Source organism: Protofrankia sp. BMG5.30 (genome assembly GCF_001983005.1).
In the GTDB taxonomy this organism is placed as follows: domain Bacteria; phylum Actinomycetota; class Actinomycetes; order Frankiales; family Frankiaceae; genus Protofrankia; species Protofrankia coriariae.
Genome location: NZ_MOME01000004.1, coordinates 132,433 through 155,757 on the forward strand (window position 1 = coordinate 132,433; position 23,325 = coordinate 155,757).

The window sequence follows — 23,325 nt, forward strand, 5'->3', positions numbered from 1 at the left end:
CCCTTTTCGACCGGTCGGGCTTTTCACGGCCGGCCAGGCCTTCCGGTCGACCAGGCCTTCCGGTCGGGTCGATCGGTCAGGCGTTCTAGGTGATGCGGCCCAGCGGCGGCATCAGCAGCGGGCCGCCGGCCGGCAGGCCGGCGCGGGCCGCGGCAGCGGCCAGCGGGCCCCAGCCGGCGGCGAACACATCACCACCGGCGGTGGCGTACGCCCCGCCGACGACCCGGTGCGCCATCACCTCCAGTGACGCCCCCAGCAGCGCCGTGCCCGTCAGGGGCCAGCCGGCCGACAGCGGACCGGCCAGCGGCGCCCCGCCCACGCCGGCAGCCGCGGGATCCTCGCTCGACCGCGGCGGGCGCAGCCTGTCTGCCAACGCCAGCTTCGGCAGGACACGCAGCCGCGGGGTCACCGACGTGGGCAGGCCGGCCTTCTCCCAGGCCAGTTCACAGGCCTGGGACAGCCCCCCGAGCACGTCCACCAGGCCGCGCTCGTGGGCGTCGGCGCCCGTCCACACCCGCCCCCGGGCGACCTCGTGCACCGCCTCCGGCGTCATCTTCCGGCCCGCGGCGACCTTGGTGACGAAATCCTCGTAGACCCGGTCCAGGAACTCGTCGAGCTTCTTGCGTTCGGCCGGGCTGAACTCCCGCCGCGGGGAGGTCATCAGCGCGTTCTCGCCCTCGGCGACCGCGCCGAAGCGCACACCGACCTTGTCCAGCAGCTCGCGGACGACCTGCTTGCCACCGAGCACCCCGATGGACCCGGTCAGGGTGCCCGGATGCGCCACGATCGCGTCCGCCCCGAGCGCGACGAAATATCCGCCGGAGGCGGCCACCGGCCCCATCGAGACCACCACCGGACGCCCGGTGGCCTGGAACCGTTCGACCTCCCGTCGGATCAGGTCGGAGGCCACGTACGAGCCGCCGGGGCTGTCCACCCGGAACACGGCCGCGGCAACGTCCTCGTCACGGCCTGCCGCCCGGAAGGCGGCGGTGAGGGCGTCCGAGGTCATGGCCGGGCCCCGCAGCGGCGCGCGCCCGCCGCGGCCGAGCAGCACCGGCCCGGTCCCGTGGATGACGGCGATCACCTTGCGCCGTTCGGGTCCGCGCCGGAAGGCCTTCCCGTCCGGTTTCGCCAGCTGCCCGCCCCGGTGGAGCACGGGGGCGGGCAGTCGCGACCGGGACGTCTCCCGGCGCTGGGCCGTCCGCTGGTAGTGGGAGAGGTACATCAGGATCACACCGTCACGCTCGTCCTCGGCCGTGGCGCCCGTACTCCTGGCCACGGCGTCCGCGCCAGCCTCGGCCTCGCCACCGGCACACGCCGCGTGAGCCGCACCCGCCGTGCGAGCCGCGTCCGTCGCGGGGCCGGTGCCGTCGCCCGCGGTGCGGCGGGCGTGGGCCCGGGCGGCGGCGTAGACCTCGTCCCGGTAGCCCAACCGGTCGACCAGCCCGCCCCGGCGGGCCTGCTCGGCCGACAGCGGCGCGTTGTCGATCAGTTCGCGGACCCGTGCCGGGGACAGGCCACGGGCGGTGGCGATGCCGTCCACGATCATGGACAGGCTGGAGACGACGATCCGCTCGCTGGCCTCCCGGTGCGCGGCGGTGAAATCGCGTTCCACGAACGTGTTGACGGCGTTCTTGTACTCGTGGCGCTGCCCGACCTGGATCTCGATGCCGAGCCGGTCCAGGGCGTCGCGCAGGAACGGTGTCTCCAGGGCCACCCCGGTCAGGCCCAGCTCCCCCGGCGGTGCCAGCCAGATCTGGTCGAACGCGCAGGCCAGGTAGTACGGGACGGTCCCGCCGCCGAACTCGCCGAACGCGTCCGCGTAGGCGAAGGCGGTCCCGCCGGCGTCCCGGAAGGCGATGACCGCGTCCCGGATCTCCTGCACCCGCGCCAGCGGCGTCCCGCAGGGGGCGATCCGGGCGATGAGCGTGGCCGCCCGGTCGTCCTCCCGGGCCCGGCGCAGCCCGTCCACGACGGTGCGCAGGGACGGGCGACGCCGCGCCAGGGCCGCGCTCACCGGATCACCGGGTATCCCTTCGACCGGATCCACGGTGAGGTCGAGCTCGAGGAGGATAGGCGCGGACCGTCGCGCATACAAACGATGGACGCCCGCCAGCGCCTGCCGCGCGGTGTCTGCTGCCATGCAGCGAGGCTACGCGCCGCGTCTGCCGCCACGCGGCGAGAGCACGCCCCACGCCCGCCGCCGCGCGGCGAGGCCACGCCCCACGCGCTGTGGGCCATGGCCCATGGCCGTTTCCATCCGCTTCCATCCGCGTGGCCGGAACCGTCCGGAGCGCGCCCGGTGAGCTCCCCCGCGGGCCTGGCTCGGAGCGCGACCTCGGCGAGAGCCGCCCCTAACGGCGCGAACGGGGGTTGCGACCCGTCAGGCGGCCGGGGTCGTGCTTCCGGTCGGGGTCTGCCTCGCTGCCGGCCAGTGGGCGCGCCAGGAGTCGGCGTCGGTTTCCCGTGGATCCAGGTCGGCGGCGCGGATCGCATCCTCGGCGGCGGCGAGCGTGTCCCGGAAACGCCGTGCGGACGCCCGCAGCGCCGCTTCCGGATCGGCTCCGGCCTGCCGGGCCAGCGCCACGGCCGCGAACAGCAGGTCGCCGACCAGCGTCTCGGCCGGCGTCTCGGCCTCGGTCGCCGCGGACCCGGTGTCCGTGTCCCGGGCCAGCTCGCCGACCAGGCCGACAACGGCATCGGCGGGAGACAGCCGGCCCGCGCCGAGGGCGAGATCCACCGGCACCCCAACCTTGGCCGCGCGCTTCTGGAGCTTTGCCGCCAGCGCGAGCGCGGGCTGGGAGAGGGGCACGCCCTCGGTCACCGACCGGCGGCCCTTCTCGACGTCCTTGATCTTGTCCCAGTTCGTCTCGACGGCGGCGGCGCCGTCCACCGTCACCGATCCGAAGACGTGCGGATGCCGGCGGACGAGCTTGTCGGCCAGGCCCGCGGYCACGTCGTCGATGTCCCAGACGGCCGTGCCGCRCTGGGTCTCCCCCCCGCCCCGGACAGCGCCGTTTCGGGCCGTCTCGTCCCGGCCAGCCTCGTTCCGGGGCGTACTGTTCCGGTCGGCACCGTTCCGGTCGTCGAGGTTCCGGTCGGCACGGGTGGCTCCGGTGTCAGGCGTCCCCGCGTCGGCCGGGCCGTCGGGCCAGCCGTTGCCCTCGGCGGCGATCCTCGCGTGGAAGAGCACCTGCATGAGCACGTCGCCGAGTTCCTCACGCAGGTCGGCGTGGTTGCCGTCCTCGATCGCCTGGTACGCCTCGTAGGCCTCCTCCAACAGGTAGGAGGCAAGCGAGGCGTGGGTCTGCTCGGCGTCCCACGGGCAGCCGCCGGGAGAGCGCAGCCGGTCCATCACGGCGACCGCGTCCAGCAGCCTGGCGCCGGGCAGATCGCGCGATCCCTGGACGACCGTCACGGTGAGATCCGCACCGGCCAGAGTGGCGAGCGCGTCGAGCAGGTCGCGCTTCCCGCCTGGCTCGGCCCCACCAGCCCACAGCGCTCCATCAGCCCCCGGGATCTCGCCGGCTGGCAGGGTCCCAGTAGTCGGCAGGGTCCCAGCAGCTGGCGCGGCGAGCCACACCACGGGCCGGGACGGGTCGGCGTACGCGCGCCCGCGCAGCGCCTCGGCGGTGGCCTGCCGGCCGGCGTCCGCCAGCGCCTCGACCGCCAGCACTTCGACCGCGATGCCGGCCGCGGTGAGGGCGGCCCGCTGGGGATGGTCGGCCGAGCCGCAACAGACCGCGCCGGCGGCGCGCAGCAGGTCCCAGGTCGCGACGTCGAGCAGCCCGGGCGCGACCCGGGGACTGGTCACGACGACGACGATGCTCGCGGTCACCGGGCTGCCTCGGCCAGCCCGGTCGGCCTGACCGCCCCGGCTGGCCTGGCCGCTCTGGTCACCGCGGCCGGCCGGGTCAGCATGATCGAACCGGTCGGCCCGGCCGGCAGAACTGTCGACGGGACGGGGGCGGTCACTGGGTGGTCGCGAGTCCCGGGCCCAGCGGCGGCTCGGGCGCCGGAGTCGTCGCGATCGAGACGCCCGCGGCCGCCACCGCGAGCTGGGCGGAGTCCCAGGTGCCGAACCGCGGGTTGATCGAGACCGATTCCCGGGACGCGGTCTCGCGCAGCTTCGTGTACACGGTCTGGTTGCGCTGGTCCGCGGCCAGCGACCGGATGAGGTAGCCCTGAGCCTGATCGAAGCTCAGCGAGATCTGCTTCCCTTTTGCCCTGAAGTCTGTAACGATCTTGTCGTACCTGCCGCGGGCCTGCTCCTTGGCGGCGTCCGTGTCCGGGGCCGGAGCCAGCCTGTCCGCGATCGCCGACTCCAGGGCGTTGGAGCGTAGGAAGAGCCGCAGGTCCTTGCGGGCTATGCCGCCGAGCTCCGCCAACTGCTCGAAGTCCGCGACGCCGCCGAACTCGAGCACGCCGTACGTCTGGTAGAAGGCGTCGAGATCCTGGTCGGTCACCGTGATTCCGAGGCCGCGGGCCTCCCGCTCGAGCAGGTCAAGCTGGACGAGGGTGGTCAGCGCGCGCCGCTGCAGATCGGTGCGTTCGATCGGCGCGATGCTCTGGGCGGCGCTGGGATTGGCCGCGGCGGCCGACCGGCTGACGGCCAGGCCGCGGTCGACAACGTCACGCAGAGTCGACGTCTTGATCGTGTCATCGCCGATCTGGGCGGCGGACCCGGCATGGGTGGTGCACGCGGAGGCGCTGAGGACCACCAACGCCACGCCGGCGAGGATGCGGCGAGTGGCAGAACGGGGCTTCACGGCTGTGACCGTACCGACTCGCCGCCCGCCGCGCACAGCCAGGCCACAGGTGGACGTACCCCCACCGTCTCCGCGCGCCTCGCCGACCACCCGGTCAAAGATCCACCGGACCCGGCTGGGAAGGCCCACCGAACGCGGCGCGATCGCCCTGTCTCAGCGGGACGCGGYCGTGGCCGCCGCCGCGACCGAGTCACCGGCGACCGCCGCCAGCAACTGCGCGGCCCAGGTGAGGACGGCGCGGTCGCGCAGCGGCCGGGCACCGATGCGCGGAGTCTCCGTCGGCGCCGGCACGAGGACCGTGCGCACCGTCGGTTTGACCACGGCCCCCTTGTACAGCCGCTGGAGGCGCATGGTCTGGCTCTCGCGCAGCTCCAGCGGCGCGAACCGGATCTGACGGCCGGCCACGGTGATCTCGGTGACGCCGTGCCGGCGGGCCAGCACCCGCAGGGAGGCGACCGCCAGCAGGTTCTCGGCCGGCTCGGGCAGCGTCCCGTAACGGTCGAGGAGTTCGGCGCGGACCTCGGCGATGTCGTCGTCCGAGACGGCGGCGGCCAGCCGCCGGTACGCGTCCAGCCGCAGCCGCTCGCTGGGGACGTAGTCGTGCGGCAGGCTCGCGTTCACCGGAAGCTCGACCTTGACCTCGGGCGGCTCCTCGACCACGGTGCCCTTGAAGTTCGCGACGGCCTCACCGACCATCCGCACGTACAGGTCGAAACCGACCGAGGCGATGTGCCCGGACTGTTCCCCGCCAAGCAGGTTCCCCGCCCCGCGGATCTCCAGGTCCTTCATGGCCACGGCCATTCCGGCCCCGAGGTCGGAATGCTGGGCGATCGTCGCGAGCCGGTCGTGCGCGGTTTCGGTGAGCGGTTTGTCCGGAGGATACAGGAAATATGCGTAGGCGCGTTCCCGGCCGCGGCCCACCCGGCCCCGCAACTGGTGCAACTGGGACAGCCCGAACACGTCGGCGCGTTCCACGATGAGGGTGTTCGCGTTGGAGATGTCCAGCCCCGACTCGACGATCGTGGTGCACACCAGGACGTCGAACTTCTTCTCCCAGAAGGAGACCATCACCTGCTCGAGGGCGTCCTCGCCCATCTGGCCGTGCGCGGTGGCGACGCGCGCCTCGGGGACGAGGTCGCGCAGCCTCGCCGCGGCCGCGTCGATCGACTCCACCCGGTTGTGGATGAAGAAGACCTGCCCCTCACGCAGCAGTTCGCGGCGGATCGCGGCGGCGACCTGCCGGTTGTCACTCGGGCCGACGAAGGTCAGGATCGGGTGCCGTTCCTCCGGCGGGGTGTCGATCGTCGACAGCTCCCGGATGCCAGTGATCGACATTTCCAGCGTCCGCGGGATCGGGGTGGCGCTCATGGTGAGCACGTCCACCGCGGTCCGCATCTTTTTCAGATATTCCTTGTGTTCGACACCGAAACGCTGCTCCTCGTCGACGATCACCAGACCGAGGTCCTTGAAACGGGACGCGGACGACAGCAGCCGATGCGTTCCTATCACCACGTCGACGGTGCCCTCGGAAAGCCCGTCCAGCACCGCCTTCTGCTCGGACGCGGAATTGAAGCGCGACATCGCCCGTACGTTCACGGGAAACGCGGCGTACCGCTCGGAGAACGTCTGGAAATGCTGCTGGACGAGCAGTGTCGTCGGGACGAGAACGGCGACCTGCTTACCGTCCTGTACCGCCTTGAACGCCGCCCGTACCRCGATCTCGGTCTTGCCGTAGCCGACGTCGCCGCAGATGACCCTGTCCATCGGGACGGGTTTGCGCATGTCGGCCTTGACCTCCTCGATGGCCGAGAGCTGGTCGGGGGTCTCCCGGAACGGGAAGGCGTCCTCCAGCTCCCGCTGCCACGGGGTGTCCGGGCCGAAGGCGTGTCCCGGCGCGGCCATCCGCGCGCTGTACAGGCGGATCAGCTCGCCGGCGATCTCCTTGACGGCCTTGCGGGCGCGTCCCTTGCGCTTTGCCCAGTCGGCGCCGCCGATCCGGTCGAGGCTCGGGCCCTCGCCGCCGACGTATCGGGTGACCTGTTCGAGCTGGTCGGTCGGGACGTACAGGCGGTCACCCTTCGCATATTCGAGGACGAGGTACTCGCGGGTGGCGCCGGCGACGGTCCGGGTCACCATCTCGATGTACCGGCCGACCCCGTGGGCGTCGTGGACGACCAGGTCGCCGGAGCGCAGCGCGAGCGGGTCGATGCCCTTGCGGCGCCGGTGCGGCATCCGGCGCATGTCACGGGTGGTCACACCGCGCTGGCCGGCGAGGTCGGTCTCGGTCAGGACCGCGATGCCCAGCAGGTCGCTGGTGAAGCCGCTGCCCAACTGGCCGCAGGTGACCGTGGCCACACCACGGGCGATGTCGGCGTCCTCGGCGAGGCGGGCGCCGAGGTCGGCATCTCGCAGCAGCTCGACGAGCCGCTGCGCGGGGCCATGCCCCTCGGTCACCAGCAGGACACGCCAGGAGTCGGCGAGCCAGCCCTTGATGTCCGCGAGCGCCCGCGCGGTGTCGCCGTGGTAGGCGGCGGCTGGCCGCAGGCTGGAGACCACCGTGTGGTCGTCAAAATCATCCTCGCCGGTGGCCGCGTCCCACGCCTGGTAGCCATCGGGACGGCTGTCGCCGCCCAGGCCGCCCCCGGCACCCCCGGCACCCCTGGCCCCGGATGCGCCGCCCTCCAGCCGGTCACCGCCCAGGTGGTCGTCGATGGTGACGCCGGAGCCGCCGAACGGGCCGATCGACCACCACGGCAGACCGATCTCGATGGCCCGCTGACGCACCTGCGCGATCGAACGATAGGCCGCCGCGCCGAGATCGATCGGGGCGCTGCCGCCGGCGGCGGCCGTGCTCCAGGACGCCTCCAGGAACTCGTGGCTCGTGCGCACCAGCTCGGTGGCCCGGGCCCGGACCCGCTCCGGGTCGCACACCAGCACGTGCGTGCCGGCGGGCAGCTCGTCGAGCATCAGCACCATCTCGTCGCAGAGCACCGGCGCGAGCGCCTCCATGCCCTCCACCGGGATGCCGTCCGCGATCCTGTCGAGCATGTCGAGCAGTTCGGGATGCGCCTGTGCCAGTTCCCGGGCCCGAGCCCGGACCGGTGGGGTGAGCAGTAGCTCACGGCACGGCGGCGCGAACAGCTGGCGCCGTCCGTCCCGTCCGTCCCGGCTGTTCTGGCCGTCGGACGGGCCGGACAGCGCCCGCTGGTCGGCCACTGAGAACGGCCGGATGTCCTCGACCTCGTCGCCGAAGAACTCCACCCGCAGCGGATGCTCCTCGGTCGGTGGGAAGACGTCGAGGATGCCGCCGCGCACCGCGATCTCGCCGCGCCGCTCCACCAGGTCGACCCGGTGGTAGGCGACCCCGACGAGCCTGTCCACGACCTCGCCCAGGTCGGCGCTGTCACCGACGGCCAGCGTCACCGGTTCAAGGTCGCCGAGGCCGGCGACCTGGGGCTGCAGGACGGCCCGCACCGGCGCCACCACGACCGACAGCGGCGGCCGGCCGGTGCTGTCGGGGTGGGCCAGCCGCCGCAGCACGGCGAGGCGCAGCCCGACGGTGTCGGCCCGCGGGGACAGCCGTTCGTGCGGCAGGGTCTCCCAGCTCGGGAACACCGCGACCGTGTCGGGATCGATCAGGCTCGACAGCGCCGCGGCGAGATCGTCGGCCTCCCGCCCGGTGGCGGTGACGGCCAGCACCGGCCGGCCGCCCCGGACCGCGAGCGCGGCGGCGGCGAACGGGCGCAACGCCGCCGGGGCCGACAGGTCCAGCCGGGGCTCACCGACCGCGGCGACCGCGCGTGCCAGGGCCGGATCCGCACCCGGAGTGGTGGTGAGGGCATCCAACAGCGGGGCGAGGGTCATAAGAGCGTCCGAACCTCTCGGGAACAGCGCACATTACAGACGAACGACAAACTGCAAACAGGACACAGCGTCACGGAGTGGGTCACTGCTGGCGTACCGGGCTGTTCCCCGCGGGACGGCGCCCGGCCTACAAGCCACCCCACGTACACAAGCCCGGCATACACAACCGCGTTCTCCGTTATTTTACGTGCCGGGGAATCGGCGGACTCAGGACCACCTCCGTGGCCCGCCGAACGCCCGGCTCGCCACCCGGGCAACCGCCCGCCGCGACGCCGACGGCCCATGGCCCATGGCGCGCGCCCCGCGGAGTCCCGCCCCACGCCCGCCGGGAGTCCTGTCCGGCATCCCGCGGGGGCTCCAGGCCGCCGGGTCCGTCCCAGATCCACCCAGCGTCCTGCCCTCACCCCTGCGGGAGCCCTTCTGGATCACTGTCCGTGCCCGACCGCGGCCGCTGTGGACGAGGCTCACCCCTGCTTGCCGCTGGGGCGGGCATAGCGGTCGGTGACCTCGGCGTCGACCACCGCGCGGCGTGCGGTGTCCGCCAGCGGTCGGCCCGCCGAACCTGCCGCGGCCGCTGGGCTTGCCGTCCCTGCCGGTGCTCCGCCGCGGCTGGCCGCGCTGTCGGCGGGGCCGAAAGCGGCATCCTCCCGCGACAGGCCCGACGGTACGGTGGCGCGTGGCACGGCCGTGGCCGACGCGGCAACCCGTGACACGCCGAAGCCCCGGTCGGCGGACCGGCGTGTGCCGAAACGTCCGTCGTGCACCACACCCACCATCCGCTCGGCCAGGGCCGGCCAGTCCCGCAGGACCCGCGCGAGTTCCCTGATCCGCGTCCGGCCGGTCGCAACCACGATGACGACGTCCGCCTGCATGGCGGACGCCGCCGTCATCGGAAGATCGACAAGAGCGGGCGTCAGCACGATGACAAGATCGACGACCGGTGCCCGGTCAGCCAGGATGGGCGCGAGGCCGCCGGGACGGGCCGCCCGGGCCTGCGCGACCCGGTTGTACAGCACATGCCCGCTGCCGGCACCGGACGAACGTGCCATGCAGGTCGGCTCGTGGGCCCACCGGGGCAGCTCGCTGGACACGGCGGGTGGCAGGCGCTCCAGGGCCCCGCGCACGTCCGGCTCCGGCGAGGCGTCCAGGACCAGCACGATCCCCTGGTCGTCCGACCAGCTCGCCGCCACCGCCGTGACCAGGTCAGGTGCCAAATCACCCCGCCCGGCCGGTGTGAGGGCGATGACCTTCCCGGTCGGGGCCAGCACGGAGGCCATGGCGGCGACCAGCCGGTCGGCCGGCGGGGCGCTGCCTCGCCCGCCGGAAATGTCCGCGATCAACGGGGTGCCCAGGACGTCGGCCGCGTCCCCGGCGTCGAGCGCCGTCGGGCGGCGCAGGTAGGCACCACAGAGCCCGGCCGCCGTCAGCAGCAGGCCGGCCAGGGCGCCGACGAGGGCGTTGCGCGCCAGCTTCGGAGTGACCTGGCCGAGCGACCGGGCGGGCTCGGCGAGGGTCACCGCGGCCGGCGCGCCAGCGGCCTGCGCCTGCGGGATCTGCCGGTTGAGCTCGGCGAGCTGTGCGTTGAGGGTGCCGACCTGAGCGGCCAGCGTCTCGCTGTCGGCGGTCCTCGGCAGCGCCGTCAGCCTCCGGAGGCCCTGGGTGATCTCGTCACGCAGCTCCGTCAGCGAACGGGCCGTACCGCCGCCGGCCGCCTGCTGCTGGGTGAGAAGCTGCTGGTAGGCGGCCTCGACGGCCTGGACAAGACCCACCGCCCGCTGCTCGGTGCCGTCCCTGCCGGTGATCGTGAAGAAGTCGCCCTGGTCGGACGCGGTGACCGTCAGCCGCTCGGCCACCTCCTCCCGCGACAGGCCCAGTTGCCTGGAGACCAGATCGAGCGCCACGGTGGAGCCGGCGAGCTGGGCCTGGGTCTGAACGATCCGGGCCGCGTCGAGATGATCACTGCCGGGCAGCGCCTGGGAGGCGCCCAGAAACACCCGGCCGGTCGCCTCGAAACGTTCGTCCTGCTGCTTGCTCACGGCCAGCGCGCAGGCGGTACCGACGACCGCCCCAAGGACGATCACCAGCCACCGGCGCCGGAGCAGCCGGAGCGGTGAGATTCTGGGCAGCGCGCGCTCGGCTTCCGCGCGCGGCCAAGCGGCCCGGGTCACCGGAACGTCCTCCTCGGGCCACGAGAAAATACAAGATCATGGGAAAGCGCGAAAAACTGAAGGACGCGGACGCCCCCGTACCACCCGTCCTGCGCGAACATTACAGCCCCCTGGATTCCTGAGACCTCCCGGACCTCCCAGATCGCTGGAACGGCGGACACCCCCGGGGAGTGAGAAACCCGATGGCCCCACCGTCCTCAAGCATTGAAAGTACACGGCACGTCCGCCACATGTTTCCGCGGTGGCGGAACCCGTTGAAGAAAGCGGTCGGTCACGCAAAGTAACAGAAGCGTGGAGGGTGCGGCGACACAACCGGCCGCGATGACACAACCGGCCCCGACAACAACAGCACCCAACGACGACGGTGTCCGACGACAACGGCCGACGACAACGACAGCCGGCGGCAGCGGCGTCCAACAACAGCGTTGGACGGCAGGCATCCGACAGCACATCTGACGGCACATCCGAGGCGACGGCGCCTGGCCGCGGAAACGTGGATCACCGGTCGGGGCCGGGACGGACGGCTCACCGCCGCGCGACAGCCTGATCTCGTAGCTCGGCATGCCGCGCTCGACATGCCGTTACAGCTCRACATGCCGTTACAGCTCGACGCGCCATCACGGGACGCGCGGCCCACCGTCGTCCGCCTGACGCGGGCCTACATATGACCACAAAACAATAAAAACAATTAGCACACAACCGGCCGGGGAACCGGCACGATGAACTTGCCGCCCCTGCGGGCGAACGCCGCCTGCTGATCCATGATCTCGTCTCTGACGTTCCAGGCCAGCAGAAGCAGGTAGTGCGGCTGACGCTGGGTCAGCACGGCGGGGTCGAGGATCGGCGTGCGCGCGCCCGGGATGTACTTGCCCTGCTTGTCGACGTTGCGGTCGACGACGTACTGCACGAGATCGGTGGTGATACCGCTGGAGTTCAGCAGGGCGGCTCCTTTGGCCGCGGCGCCGTAGGCGGCCACGCTCCGCCCGTGCGCGCGCAGCTCGTGCAGGAGGGTGAGCAGCTCGGCCTGCGACTCGCGCACGTCGTCGGCGAAACTCGCGTACCGGTCGAAGGTGTCCAGGCCGGCGGCGCGCTCACGGTCGAGGCGCTCGCCCACCCCCGGGCCGGGTCTTTCGGCCCGGCTCAGTCGCCAGCGCAGAATGCCGCCGGGATGCTCGGAGAACTCCTCCACCTCCGTCAGATACAGACCGTGACGACGCATCAGTGCGTCCGCGGCGATGGTGGAGAAATAGCAGAAGCAGTCGTGGCGGACGGTGTCGAACCCGGTGTGGTCGAGCAGCGCTCCGACACCGGGATCATCCACTTCGACGATCCCGTCATCGGCGAGCAGAACGGACACGCCCTCGGCGAAGCCGTTCGGATCGGGGACGTGCGCCAGCACGTTGTCGACAATGATGACATCCGCGCGCAGCCCCTGGGCGGCCAGCGACCGGGCGAGCCCGGCGTCGAAGAACTCTGTGCGGGTCGGCACGCCGATCGCCCGGGCGACGGACGCGAGCCCGGGTGACGGCTCGATGCCGAGCACCGGGATTCCGCGTTCGACGAACGCCCGCAGCAGATGTCCGTCGCCGCTCGCGATCTCCACGACCAGGCTGTCGGAGCCGAGAGCACGACCGGCGATGAGTTCTCTGGCGCGCCTGTCGGCATTCCGGCGCGGTGTGTCGCCGGACGACGGGAAGGACCGGTAACCGGCGTCGAACATCTCCTCCGCCGGTAGGGCATGGGTGAGCTGGACCAGCGCGCAGGAGGCGCAGAAACCGACCTCCAGGGGAAAGACGGGCTCGGGCTCGGCGAGGTCGTCGGGGCACAGCAGCCGGTTGGCGATCGGTGTCCGCCCCAGGGAGAGGAACGGACGTGGCCGCGGGCCGCCACACGAGCGACAGGCTTCGACCGGGACGGCCGTCACCTGCGTACGGGCCAGTGGCTGACCGACGGACTCAACTGACATGCGATCCCCTACCTGCCTTTCGATCGGCACCTGGTTCTGATCGGCATCTGATCCTGATCGGCCCCGGGGTTCTGGTTGCCGGCGGATTTTCACCGATCGGCATGGCCCACCGGAACGTATCGGAATGACATGGCATACCGGAATGACACGGCGTACAGAGATGTGGCTCACAGGCGACATGGTCACAGGCGACGTGGTCACAGGCGATAACGCGGGACGGCCGCGTGAACAGGGCGGCACCCGTCACAGGAATTACCGGTCGAGAGGGCGACGCGCATCATCGAGCTGTCCCCTTCGGGCATGTCACGATCTGCTCGCGGCATGCTCAGAGAGCCATGATAGTGGCTCGTCCGAGGCTTTCGACGAGGCCAGTGGCTGTGATGAATCCGTCAGCCGCGGCGGCTGACGGCCAGGTGGACGGTACGTCGGAGAGCCGTCACGAACGCACCCGCCGGCCCGGCCGGTCCCAACAACCCGGCGACCTTCAGGTCCCGACAACCCGAGAGCCTTCAGAACGCCCGGCGCCCGCCGGTGCGCCGCGTCGTCCGTGCACCCGTGCACCCGTGCACCCGTGCACCCGTGCACCCGTGCACCCGGAAAAAGATCGTGTCGGCTCGGATCGCCCGCCAGGTCAGCCCGGCCGCCGTCTTCGCGCCGTCCCTGTCAGGCGCGTACCAGGACCACCGGATTCTCGCCGAACTCGGCTGGCGGGCATTTCGCGGGACGCTGATCCTCGACTACGAGATCCGCAAAGTTCAAAAACCGCCGAGGATGCCGAAGAATCTCAGGACTGCGGCTTGGCGGGCGAGACGTGGAAGGTGTTCTGGGTGGCCTCCAGCCCCCTGTCCAGCAGCGACTCCACGGCGTCGGCCGCCCGGTCCACCAGAAACGGGAGCTCCTTGCGTTCAGGAGTCGAAAAGTCGCGCAGGACGAAGTCGGCCGGGTTCATCCGACCGGGTGGGCGTCCGATCCCGACCCGGACCCGCAGGTAGTCGCGCGACCCCAGCGCGGCGGTGACCGAACGCAGGCCGTTGTGCCCGTTGTCGCCGCCGCCGAGCTTGAGCCGGATCGTTCCGAACGGGATGTCCAGCTCGTCATGGACGACCACGATGTGCCCGATGTCGACCTTGAAGAAGGCGCGCAGGGCCTCGACGGGCGAGCCTGAGACGTTCATGAAGGAACGGGGTTTGGCGAGCAGCGCGCGGACGCCGACGAGGCGGGCCTCGGCGACGTCCGCGCGTCCCCGGTGCGTGCGGAAACGGTCCCCGACCCGCTCGGCCAGCAGGTCGAGAACCATGAATCCGATGTTGTGCCGGTTGCCGGCATACGTCGGGCCGGGATTGCCCAGCCCGACGACCAGCCACGGCCCGGTGGCCTGGGGCCCGGTCTCCGACGGAGTCATCGCGGTGTCATCCGGGCGGTGGTGTCATCCGGGTGGAAGAAACGCCGGTCAGGCCGAGGCGCCGGCCTGCGCCTGCTCGCCCTCGGCCCCACCGGTCGCTTCGGCACCGGCGAGGTCGGCGTCCACCTGGGCGGCGGTCGGCTTCGCCAGCCCCTGGACCACGATCTGCTCGGGATCGGTCTCCAGCACCGTGCCCGCCGGGATGACGAGCTGACCGGCGCTGATATTCGCGCCGGCCTTGAAACCGGTGACGTCGACCTCGATCGACCCGGGGATGTCGGTCGCGGCCGCCTGCAACGAGACGGATGTCAGCTGCTGGTCGACGAGGGTGTCGCTTTCGGCCGTCCCGACGACGGTCACCGGCACCTCGACCRTGACCCGCTCGCCCCGACGGATGATGACCAGGTCGACGTGTTCGAAACTGCCCTTGATCGGATGACGCTGGACGTCCTTGGGAAGGGCGAGCTGAGTCCCGTCGGAGAGCTCCAGGCGGAGYAGCACGTTCGTACCGGCATCAGTCTTGAACGCGTGCAGAAGGTCGTGAGCGCGCAGCGAGATGTGGCGGGGCGGCTGGCCGTGGCCGTACAGGACGGCCGGGACCTTGCCGGCCTTGCGGGTACGACGAGCCCCGCCCTTGCCGAACTCGGTGCGGGGCTCCGCGACGATGCGGACCTCGGACATGGCGGTACTCATCCTCCTACTGCGGATCTTCAATGGACATCGGCGCCGCCTGAACACAAGAAGCCGGCAGCGCCACGACGCGGTCTTTCAGGGTACCGGATGCATCATGAGCCGACGGATCCGCCCTACCGCCGGTGGAGAACCGTTGCCGCACAATGCGCCCATACGGCTGTATGCGCCCATACGGCTGTAACAGCCCGATGACGAAAGGCCACCTGGGAGGAGGCGCTACCGTCGAGGCGGACGGGGCTCCGGCACGATCCGGGCCTGTTCGACGTTACCCGAGGGAGCCGCCGTTCGGGCGCGGCCGCCACCCGGACGGCTGCCCCGGGGCGGAACCGTCGGAACCAGGAACCGTCGGGATCACCGGTGGGGCGCGAACATTATGAGGCCGACTCCGGCCAGGCAGACGAGCGCGCCGGCGATGTCGTAGCGGTCAGGCCGATAGCCGTCGGCGACAACGCCCCAGGCGAGGGAGCTGGCGACGAACACGCCGCCATAGGCGGCCAGTACACGCCCGAAGGCCGCCTCCTCCTGGAGCGTGGCGACGAAACCATAGACGCACAGGGACATCAGCCCGCCACAGACGAACGTGACGCCCCGATGCTCACGAATCCCCTGCCACACCAGCCAGGCCCCACCGATCTCGGCAAGCGCGGCCAGGACGAAAAGCAGCACCGTACGCAGGACGAGCACGGCCGGYGTCCGAACCAGTGACTAAACCAGTCGACGGTTCAACCGATGGGTCGGACGGATCGCGGGGTTGTCCATGGCGTCGCGACCGACAGTCACATGTCTGGTCACGCGTCGCCGCCGAAGAGCTCGGTCACCGAACCGTCCTCGAAGACCGCTCTGATGGCGGCGGCCAGCAACGGCGCGATCGACAGTTCGGTGATCTTGTCGATGCGGGCCTCGCTGGGCAGCGGGAGGGTGTTGGTGAGCACGACCTCGCTGATCTCGGAGTTCTTCAGACGGTCCACGGCCGGGCCGGAGAGCACACCGTGCGTCGCCGCGGCGATCACATCGGTCGCGCCGTGCTCGCGCAGCGACTCCGCGGCCTTGGTGATGGTGCCCGCAGTGTCGATCATGTCGTCGACGACGACGCAGGTGCGGCCCTCCACCTCGCCCACCACGTCGAACATCTTCACCTGGTTCGGGACGTCCCGGTCACGGCGCTTGTGGATGATCGCCAGTGGACAGCCGAGCCGGTCGGTCCAGCGTTCGGCCACCCGGACCCGGCCGGCGTCCGGGGCCACCACCGTGACCGCGGACGTGTCGAGCTTGGCCTCGATGTAGTCGGCGAGCAGCGGCAGCGCGAACAGATGGTCCACCGGGCCGTCGAAGAAGCCCTGGATCTGGGCGGTGTGCAGGTCCACCGACATCAGTCGGTGCGCGCCGGCGGTCTTGAACAGATCGGCGATCAGCCGGGCCGAGATCGGCTCCCGGCYGCGGTGCTTCTTGTCCTGCCGGGCGTAGGGGTAGAAGGGCGCGACCACGGTGACCCGCTTGGCGTTGGCGCGTTTCAGCGCGTCCACCATGATGAGCTGCTCCATGAGCCAGGTGTTCACCGGCGAGGAGTGACACTGCAGCACGAACGCGTCACATCCGCGTACGGATTTCTCGAACCGGACGAAGATCTCTCCGTTGGAGAATTCATACGCGTTGGTGGGCACCGGTTCGACATCGAGCTCCCGGGCAACCTCGGCCACCAGGTCAGGGTGCGCACGGCCACCGAAAAGCATCAGGTTACGCCGATTATCCGTCTGGTAGGCCATCAAAGGTTCTCCACCTTCGTCCCGCTCCGTCATGGTCGTTCTTCACAGCGTGGCAGGCTCTACGTACGGCGCCCGTTGTCGGAGATACCGACAACCGTGGCGGGGGCCGGCCCGGCGTGTCCAACGTGATCCGCCCTGTCCGGGTCACCGTCGCCACGTGCCTGTTCGACATACCCCCRCGCGGCAGCCGCGGCACGTGCCGCCGCAGTGCCCGGACGCCGTAGTTCGACCCATCCCTCGATCGTCCGCTGCCGGCCCTCCCTGACCGCGAGTGCGCCTGGCAGCACATCCTCGGTCACGATCGAACCAGCACCGGTGTACGCACCGTCGCCAACATTCACCGGCGCCACCAGCACGGTGTCACTTCCGATCTTGACATCCGCACCGATCACCGTACGGTGCTTGGCGACGCCGTCGTAGTTCGCCACGATCGTGCCACATCCGATGTTGCTGCGTGCGCCGATCAYCGCGTCCCCGACATAGGCCAGGTGCGGCACCTTCGCCCCRTCGGCGATCTCCGCGGCCTTCGTCTCCACGAACGCGCCGAGCTTGACCCCGCGGCCGACACGGGTGCCCTGGCGCAGATGCGTGTAGGGGCCGACCGAGGCGTCCGAACCGATCACCGCGCCGACTGCGGTCGTCCGGCTCACCGTGGCCGCGGCACCCACCAGCGTGTCGGTGAGCGTGCAGTCCGGGCCGATCACCGCGCCGGACGCCACCCGGGTGCTGCCGTGCAGGAAGGTGTTCGGGAGCAGCGTCACGTCCGCCTCGACGGTCACGTCGGCGTCGATCCAGGTGGTGGCGGGATCCAGCACGGTGACGCCGGCCCGCATGGCCGCGGTTACCAGCCTGTCCCGCATGGCCGCCGCGGCGGCGGCCAGCTGGACCCGGTCGTTGACCCCGGCGGCCTCGCCGGGGTCGTCCAGCGGGTACGCCCGAACGGCCTGCCCGCCGTCGAAGAACGCGCCGACCACGTCGGTCAGGTACTCTTCGCCCTGGGCGTTGTCGACCGTCAGGGACGACAGCGCCGCCAGCAAGGGGCCGGCCGTGAACACGTACACGCCAGTGTTGATCTCCCGGACGGCGGCGGTGACGGCGTCGGCGTCCGCCTGCTCGACGATCGCGCGGATCCAGCCGGACGGATCCCGCAGCACCCGTCCGTAGCCGAAGGGGTCGGACGCCTCGGCGGTCAGCACCGTCGCCGCCGCCGGCTCGTGCGTATGCGCCGCGACCAGCGCCGACATCGTCGCGCCGGTCAGCAGCGGGGTGTCTCCCGGGACGACGACCACGAGATCGTCCGGGTGGATGCCACCCGCCGCTGACAGCGCGGTCCGAACGGCGTGGCCGGTGCCACGCTGGCTGGCCTGCACGACCGGGGTGACCTCGGGTACGCGGYCGGCCAGCGCCGCGATCACCTGCTCGCGCCCGTGCCCGACGACCACCAGTTGCTTCTCGGCCCCGAGCGGGGCGACCGCGGCGAGAACTTGATCTACAAGGGTGCGCCCAGCGACGCGATGAAGCACCTTGGGGGTCGCGGAGCGCATCCGCTTACCCTCACCCGCGGCAAGGACGACAACGGCCGCCAGACGTGGTTGGGTCACACGAGCTCCCCTGATCGTGGACATCAACTCGATGCGTGTCGAGCTTACCGGATTGCGACCAGCGGATATCCACGGCCAGGGGATATCGTGGACAATTCCGGCGGACTAAAATGATTTGTACGGACCGGCGTACCCGCCGATCCGACCCGGGGCTCCGCCGCCACGRCTCGAACGTGGACTAGAAGAACCAAAATCTCCTGTGCTGCCAATTACACCACGGCGGACTGGGAAAATCTTTGGCAGTGTACCACTGCCAGCAAGCCAAAGACGGCATGATCATGATTTTTTCGGGCCTGGAGCACCCCGGTCCGCCTCGCCGTCACCGCGCGCAGCCGTCGCAGGCCGACCCCGCCAACCCTTCGTGACAACTACCGTACCCCGGCCGCAACCGCCCGGACCCGTGAAATTGTTTTTCTCCGATGTTCCCCGCCACGGGCACCACCTGTTACCGCCGCGAGCTACGGTGTCACAACGGAAACTATTGCGACGACGAAACCGGTGGACGGCACTGATGGACGGGGTTATGTCATGACCGCTACCGACACGGTGAACCCGACGGGCGCCACGGCCCCCGCTACCCGGGTGGACGCCTCCACCCGGCACACCGTGACGCCGAGATCCGCGCTGAAGGCACGAGGGGAACAGCTTACCCTCGCCATGGTCATCATCGTCCCGCTGGCGGCCCTCGCCGCCGCGGTACCGCTGCTGTGGGACCGGTGGATCAGCCCGCGCGACGTGATCCTCGCTGTCGTCATGTACGCGATCACCGGCCACGGGGTGACGGTCGGTTTCCACCGCTACTTCACCCACCGCGGTTTCAGGACCTCCAGGCCGATACGCATCGCGCTCGCCATCGCCGGCAGCATGGCGATCGAGGGCCCGGTCATCCGCTGGGTGGCCGACCACCGGCGCCACCACGCATTCAGCGACCGGGACGGCGACCCGCACTCGCCGTGGCGCTACGGCCCCGGCTTCCACGCCCTGACCAAGGGCCTGTGGCACGCCCACATCGGCTGGCTGTTCGACATCGAACAGACCGACCAGCGTAGATACGCCCCCGACCTGCTCGACGACACCGACATCGTCCGCGTCAGCCGCCTGTTCGGGCTCTGGGCGACGGTGAGCCTCGCGGCCCCGGCGCTGATCGGCGGCCTGTGGGGCGGCTCGTTCGAGGCGGCGGTGCAGGCGTTCTTCTGGGCGAGCCTGGTCCGGGTGTGCGTCCTGCACCACGTCACCTGGTCGACGAACAGCATCTGCCACGTCGCCGGCAAGCATCCGTACAGGTCGCGGGACCGCTCCGGCAACGTCTGGCCGCTGGCCATCCTGTCGATGGGCGAGTCCTGGCACAACCTGCACCACGCCGAGCCCACACTGGCCCGCCACGGCGTCAAGCCCTGGCAGGTGGACTCCAGCTTCTACCTGATCAAGCTGATGGAGACGCTGCACCTCGTCCACGACGTCCGCTGGCCCGACCCACAACGGCTGCGAGCAAAGCTCGTCCCCAGATAGTGCCTTGGGCACTATCTGGGGACCCCTGGCTCTTGGGCGGGCAGCACCCGTGGCTTGAGGATCACCTACCGGCGATCGTCAAGGGAAAGCACCCAGGCGCAGCACCACCGCACGACAACCTGGGAAGCCCAGCCCCCTGAGTCGGTGTCACCCACGGCCAGGCGATCACTGACCAACGGTCGCCGAGGGGCAACTCGCTCAGGTGGGGATGCACGGCGGCGCTCCGGACAGCTAGGCGTCCTCGAGGTCGGAGGCGAGGGAGAGCCAGGCGTCCTCGGTGCGGGACTTCTCGGCGACGACCTCGCGCAGTTCGGCGTCGAGGGCGAGCAGGCGCTGATGGTCGGTGGCGGCCTCGGCGAGCGCGGTGTGCAGCGCGCTCTCGCGRCGGGCCAGCCGCTCCAGGGCCCGTTCGAGCCGGGTCAGCTCCTTGCGCGCAAGCCGCGCCTGCCCGGCCGACAGCGAACCGCCGGTGTCGCCGGCAACGGCACCTGAGTCCGCGCCCGCTCCGGCGGCGGCGCCCACTCCGGGGACGGCAGCGACACCGGCAGTGCGGCCAGCGCCGGCGCGTCCGACAGGAGCTGTGCGCCCGGCTGCCCCGGTCTGGGTGGCGGCCTGCCGCCGGGAGAGGTACTCGTCCACCCCGCCGGGCAGCATGACGAGCGACCCGTCGCCGAACATGGCGAAGATCGTGTCGCAGGTCCGTTCCAGGAAGTAACGGTCGTGACTGACCGCGACAATCGTGCCCGGCCAGGAGTCCAGGACGTCCTCCAGCGCGGTCAGCGTGTCGGTGTCCAGGTCGTTGGTGGGCTCGTCCAGCAGCAGCACGTTCGGCCGTTGCATGAGCAGCCTCAGCAGCTGCAGCCGACGGCGCTCCCCGCCGGAGAGATCACCCACGCGCGTCCACTGCCGGGCCGAGGGCAGGCCGAACTGCTCCAGAAGCTGGCCGGCGGTCATCTCCCGGCCGCGGCCCACCTCCAGCACCCGGCCGGCCCGCTCCACCGCCTCCAGAGCGCGCAGGCCCGGGTTCAGCTCGTGGATCTCCTGGGAGAGCAGGGCGGAGCGCACGCTCCTACCAACCCGCACCTGGCCCGCGTCCGGGCTCACCTGCCCGGTCAGTAGACGCATCAGCGTCGTCTTGCCACTCCCGTTGGCCCCGACAAGCCCCACCCGGTCCCCCGGGCCCAGCCGCCAGGTCACATCCGTCAGCAGCGTGCGATCGCTGAGACGCAACGTGACGTCCTCGACGTCGTAGACGTCCTTGCCGAGGCGGGAGGCGGCGAAGCTGCGCAGGCCGAGGGTGTCACGGGCGGGTGGCTCGTCGGCGATCAGCGCGTTGGCCGCCTCGATCCGGAAACGCGGCTTGCTGGTGCGGGCCGGCGGGCCCCGGCGCAGCCAGGCCAGCTCCTTGCGCAGCAGGTTCTGCCGCCGTGCCTCGGTGGCGTCGGCCTGCCGCGCGCGCTCCGCCCGAGCGAGCACATACGCGGAGTAACCGCCGTCGTAGGCGTCCACCCGGCCGTCGACGACCTCCCAGACCCGTTCGCAGACCTCGTCGAGGAACCACCGGTCATGGGTGGCGACGAGCAGCCCGCCGCGCCACGACCGCAGGTGGGCGGCAAGCCAGGCCACCCCCTCGACATCAAGATGGTTGGTGGGCTCGTCCAGGACCAGCAGATCGATGTCGTCGACGAGCAGCGCGGCCAGCGCGACGCGCCGGCGCTCACCACCGGACGACCGTCCGACCACGGCGTCGAGACGGTCGAGCAGCCCCAGGCCGGCAAGCACCGACCGGCGCCGCGGATCCGCCGCCCAGACGTGATCGGGAACGTCGCCGACCACGGCCTGGCGCACGGTCGCGTCGGGTGCGAGCTGGTCGTCCTGAGCCAGCAGGCCGACCCGCACGGAACCGGCCCGCACGATCCGGCCCGCGTCCGCGGTGGCCTGGCCGGCGAGCAGCCGCAGCAGGGTGCTCTTGCCCGCCCCGTTGCGGCCGACCACCCCGATGCGCTCACCGGTTCCGATGCCCAGGCTCACCCCGTCCAGCAGGGTGCGGGTGCCGAAGGCGGCCACCACCGCCTCCATCGTCACCAGGACGCCGCTCATCCGACGGCCACCCAGCGCTCTGGTGGTCCGGGGCCGTCAGCAAGATTGCCCAGGAGAGCGACCCGGGCCGGCGCCGTTCGGGCCGGCGCCGGCTGGGCTGGCCAGTCCCGTTCGACGGTGACGCTCCCGCGCACGGTCATCCGGCGGAGCCACCCGGATCGACCACACGCGCGCCCGATACCGGGCCGTGCGCGTGACGTACCGCCCGGCACACACCCATCCCGGCCAGACTCGCCGCCAGGGCCACGCTCCGCTCCGCGTCCCGCGCCAGGAAGGCGCAGGTCGGCCCGGAACCACTGACGATGGCACCGACCGCCCCGAGCTCGACGCCGGTTTCCAGCACCAGGCGCAACGACGGGCGCAGCCGCAGCGCGGCCGGCTGCAGATCGTTCACCAGCGCCCGGCCCAGCTCGACCGGATCACCGGTACGCAACGCGGCCAGCACCGCGTCCGGCGGGGTCGGCTCGGTACGCAGGCGTCCCTGCGACAACCGGTCGAACTCGGCGTAGACCGACGCGGTGGACAGGCCACCGTCGGCCAGCGCGAACACCCAGTGGTACTCGCCGCGCCCCAGCACCGGCGTGAGCTGTTCGCCACGGCCGGTACCCAGCGCCGTCCCACCCGCGAGCGGGAACGGCACGTCGCTGCCGAGCCCGGCGGCGAGTTCGGAGAGCACCGACCTGTCCAGGCCGGTGCCCCACAGGGCGTCGAAGGCGACCAGCGAACCGGCCGCGTCAGCGCTGCCGCCGGCCATCCCGGCCGCGACCGGAATGCCTTTGGCCATGGTCATGTGGGCTGCCGCTCCCCGCACACCGGCACGGGCGGCAAGTACGTGAGCCGCGCGGACGGCCAGGTTGTCCACCCCGGTCGGGACCAGGGAGATCCGGGCTGCGGCCGCGCTCGCCACCGCGTCGCCAGGCGGCGAGGACGGCCCGGGCCGACCGGACGCCCCGGGCAGCGGGACGAGCGGAGCCGCCGGCCCGGCGGCTCCCTCGCCGGTGACCTCCACGGACACGGCGGGCTCCACGGCGTCCGGGTCGACCGCGGCGCCGTCGACCGCAGCCACCGTGATCTCGTCGTAGAGCGAGACGGCCTGCAGGATTGTGATGACCGTGTGGTAGCCGTCGTCGCGGCGTGCCCCGACACCGAGATGCAGGTTGACCTTGGCCGGCGTACGGACAGTCACCCGGCTGCCCGGAACGGGCGCGGACGGCCGGTCGGCGCCGGCGGCACCGGAAGGGTGCCGGTGAGACCGAGACAGCGGACTCTCCTTCGCTCCTGAGGCGTGTTCTGACACCGGGCACCAACGAACCTATCCGGCCGGTAAGAGGCGAGTACCCTCGCCACCGCCGGGTAAGACGATGCACACGAGCGGCTGGTCACGCCAGTGATCGGCCACGCCGGGCACGACCGGCCGGGCCGTCGTGGGACTCGTACCCGATTCCCACGAGACGGTTACCGGGAGCAGCCCGTAACGAACCGGGCCGCAA

14 protein-coding genes and 1 pseudogene are annotated in these 23,325 nt (G+C 71.4%); 1 reads left to right on the top strand and 14 read right to left on the bottom strand.

Features of this window, described 5'->3' with window-relative positions; translation table 11 throughout:
• Positions 1–85: 85 nt before the first annotated feature.
• From sppA to glmU, 11 genes are all read right to left on the bottom strand, one after another.
• Entirely contained in the window at positions 86–2,143 is a 2,058-nt protein-coding gene (gene sppA, locus BL254_RS01285; RefSeq protein WP_076842274.1) for a signal peptide peptidase SppA, read from the bottom strand.
• Positions 2,144–2,383: 240 nt separating this feature from the next.
• Positions 2,384–3,838 (bottom strand): YabN family protein, encoded by a 1,455-nt coding sequence (locus BL254_RS01290; RefSeq protein WP_076842275.1) that lies wholly within the window; start codon positions 3,836–3,838, stop codon positions 2,384–2,386.
• 133 nt (positions 3,839–3,971) lie between these two features.
• Positions 3,972–4,769, bottom strand: a complete 798-nt coding sequence (locus tag BL254_RS01295; RefSeq protein WP_047221291.1) for a SurA N-terminal domain-containing protein — start codon at positions 4,767–4,769, stop codon at positions 3,972–3,974.
• Positions 4,770–4,922: 153 nt separating this feature from the next.
• Positions 4,923–8,633, bottom strand: a complete 3,711-nt coding sequence (mfd, locus tag BL254_RS01300; protein WP_076842276.1) for a transcription-repair coupling factor — start codon at positions 8,631–8,633, stop codon at positions 4,923–4,925.
• 464 nt (positions 8,634–9,097) lie between these two features.
• Complete coding sequence (locus tag BL254_RS01305) at positions 9,098–10,801, bottom strand: lipopolysaccharide biosynthesis protein (RefSeq protein ID WP_254857688.1); 1,704 nt, start codon at positions 10,799–10,801, stop codon at positions 9,098–9,100.
• Positions 10,802–11,489: 688 nt separating this feature from the next.
• Positions 11,490–12,767, bottom strand: coding sequence for a class I SAM-dependent methyltransferase (locus tag BL254_RS01310; RefSeq protein ID WP_047221236.1), 1,278 nt, complete (start codon positions 12,765–12,767; stop codon positions 11,490–11,492).
• A gap of 784 nt (positions 12,768–13,551) precedes the next feature.
• Positions 13,552–14,169, bottom strand: coding sequence for an aminoacyl-tRNA hydrolase (pth, locus tag BL254_RS01315; RefSeq protein WP_047221237.1), 618 nt, complete (start codon positions 14,167–14,169; stop codon positions 13,552–13,554).
• 48 nt (positions 14,170–14,217) lie between these two features.
• Positions 14,218–14,850: a 50S ribosomal protein L25/general stress protein Ctc gene (locus BL254_RS01320; RefSeq protein WP_076842335.1), complete on the bottom strand. Its 633-nt coding sequence runs from the start codon at positions 14,848–14,850 to the stop codon at positions 14,218–14,220.
• Between the two features lie 363 nt (positions 14,851–15,213).
• A complete protein-coding gene (locus BL254_RS01325) occupies positions 15,214–15,546 on the bottom strand; it encodes a YnfA family protein (RefSeq protein WP_047221238.1) in 333 nt (110 codons plus the stop codon).
• A 104-nt stretch (positions 15,547–15,650) separates the two neighbouring features.
• Positions 15,651–16,625, bottom strand: a complete 975-nt coding sequence (locus BL254_RS01330; protein ID WP_076842277.1) for a ribose-phosphate diphosphokinase — start codon at positions 16,623–16,625, stop codon at positions 15,651–15,653.
• 59 nt (positions 16,626–16,684) lie between these two features.
• On the bottom strand, positions 16,685–18,226 hold the full coding sequence (gene glmU, locus BL254_RS01335) for a bifunctional UDP-N-acetylglucosamine diphosphorylase/glucosamine-1-phosphate N-acetyltransferase GlmU (RefSeq protein WP_076842278.1): 1,542 nt from the start codon (positions 18,224–18,226) through the stop codon (positions 16,685–16,687).
• 528 nt (positions 18,227–18,754) lie between these two features.
• Here glmU and BL254_RS01345 point away from each other — a divergent pair.
• Positions 18,755–19,735, top strand: a complete 981-nt coding sequence (locus BL254_RS01345) for an acyl-CoA desaturase (RefSeq protein WP_047221240.1) — start codon at positions 18,755–18,757, stop codon at positions 19,733–19,735.
• A gap of 231 nt (positions 19,736–19,966) precedes the next feature.
• Here BL254_RS01345 and BL254_RS01350 read toward each other — a convergent pair whose 3' ends face one another.
• From BL254_RS01350 to BL254_RS01355, 3 genes and pseudogenes are all read right to left on the bottom strand, one after another.
• Entirely contained in the window at positions 19,967–21,361 is a 1,395-nt protein-coding gene (locus BL254_RS01350) for an ATP-binding cassette domain-containing protein (protein ID WP_371389803.1), read from the bottom strand.
• Between the two features lie 2 nt (positions 21,362–21,363).
• Positions 21,364–21,835, bottom strand: a pseudogene (locus tag BL254_RS29190) (ATP-binding cassette domain-containing protein); the annotation flags it as partial.
• Positions 21,836–21,971: 136 nt separating this feature from the next.
• On the bottom strand, positions 21,972–23,021 hold the full coding sequence (locus BL254_RS01355) for a 4-(cytidine 5'-diphospho)-2-C-methyl-D-erythritol kinase (protein ID WP_047221241.1): 1,050 nt from the start codon (positions 23,019–23,021) through the stop codon (positions 21,972–21,974).
• Positions 23,022–23,325 lie beyond the last annotated feature (304 nt).

Bases quoted from the DNA above. Each gene is read 5' to 3' on its own strand.
- BL254_RS01345 (WP_047221240.1), top strand. From the start codon at position 18,755: ATGACCGCTACCGACACGGTGAACCCGACGGGCGCCACGGCCCCCGCT.
- BL254_RS01310 (WP_047221236.1), bottom strand. From the start codon at position 12,767: ATGTCAGTTGAGTCCGTCGGTCAGCCACTGGCCCGTACGCAGGTGACG.
- sppA (WP_076842274.1), bottom strand. From the start codon at position 2,143: ATGGCAGCAGACACCGCGCGGCAGGCGCTGGCGGGCGTCCATCGTTTG.
- pth (WP_047221237.1), bottom strand. From the start codon at position 14,169: ATGACTCCGTCGGAGACCGGGCCCCAGGCCACCGGGCCGTGGCTGGTC.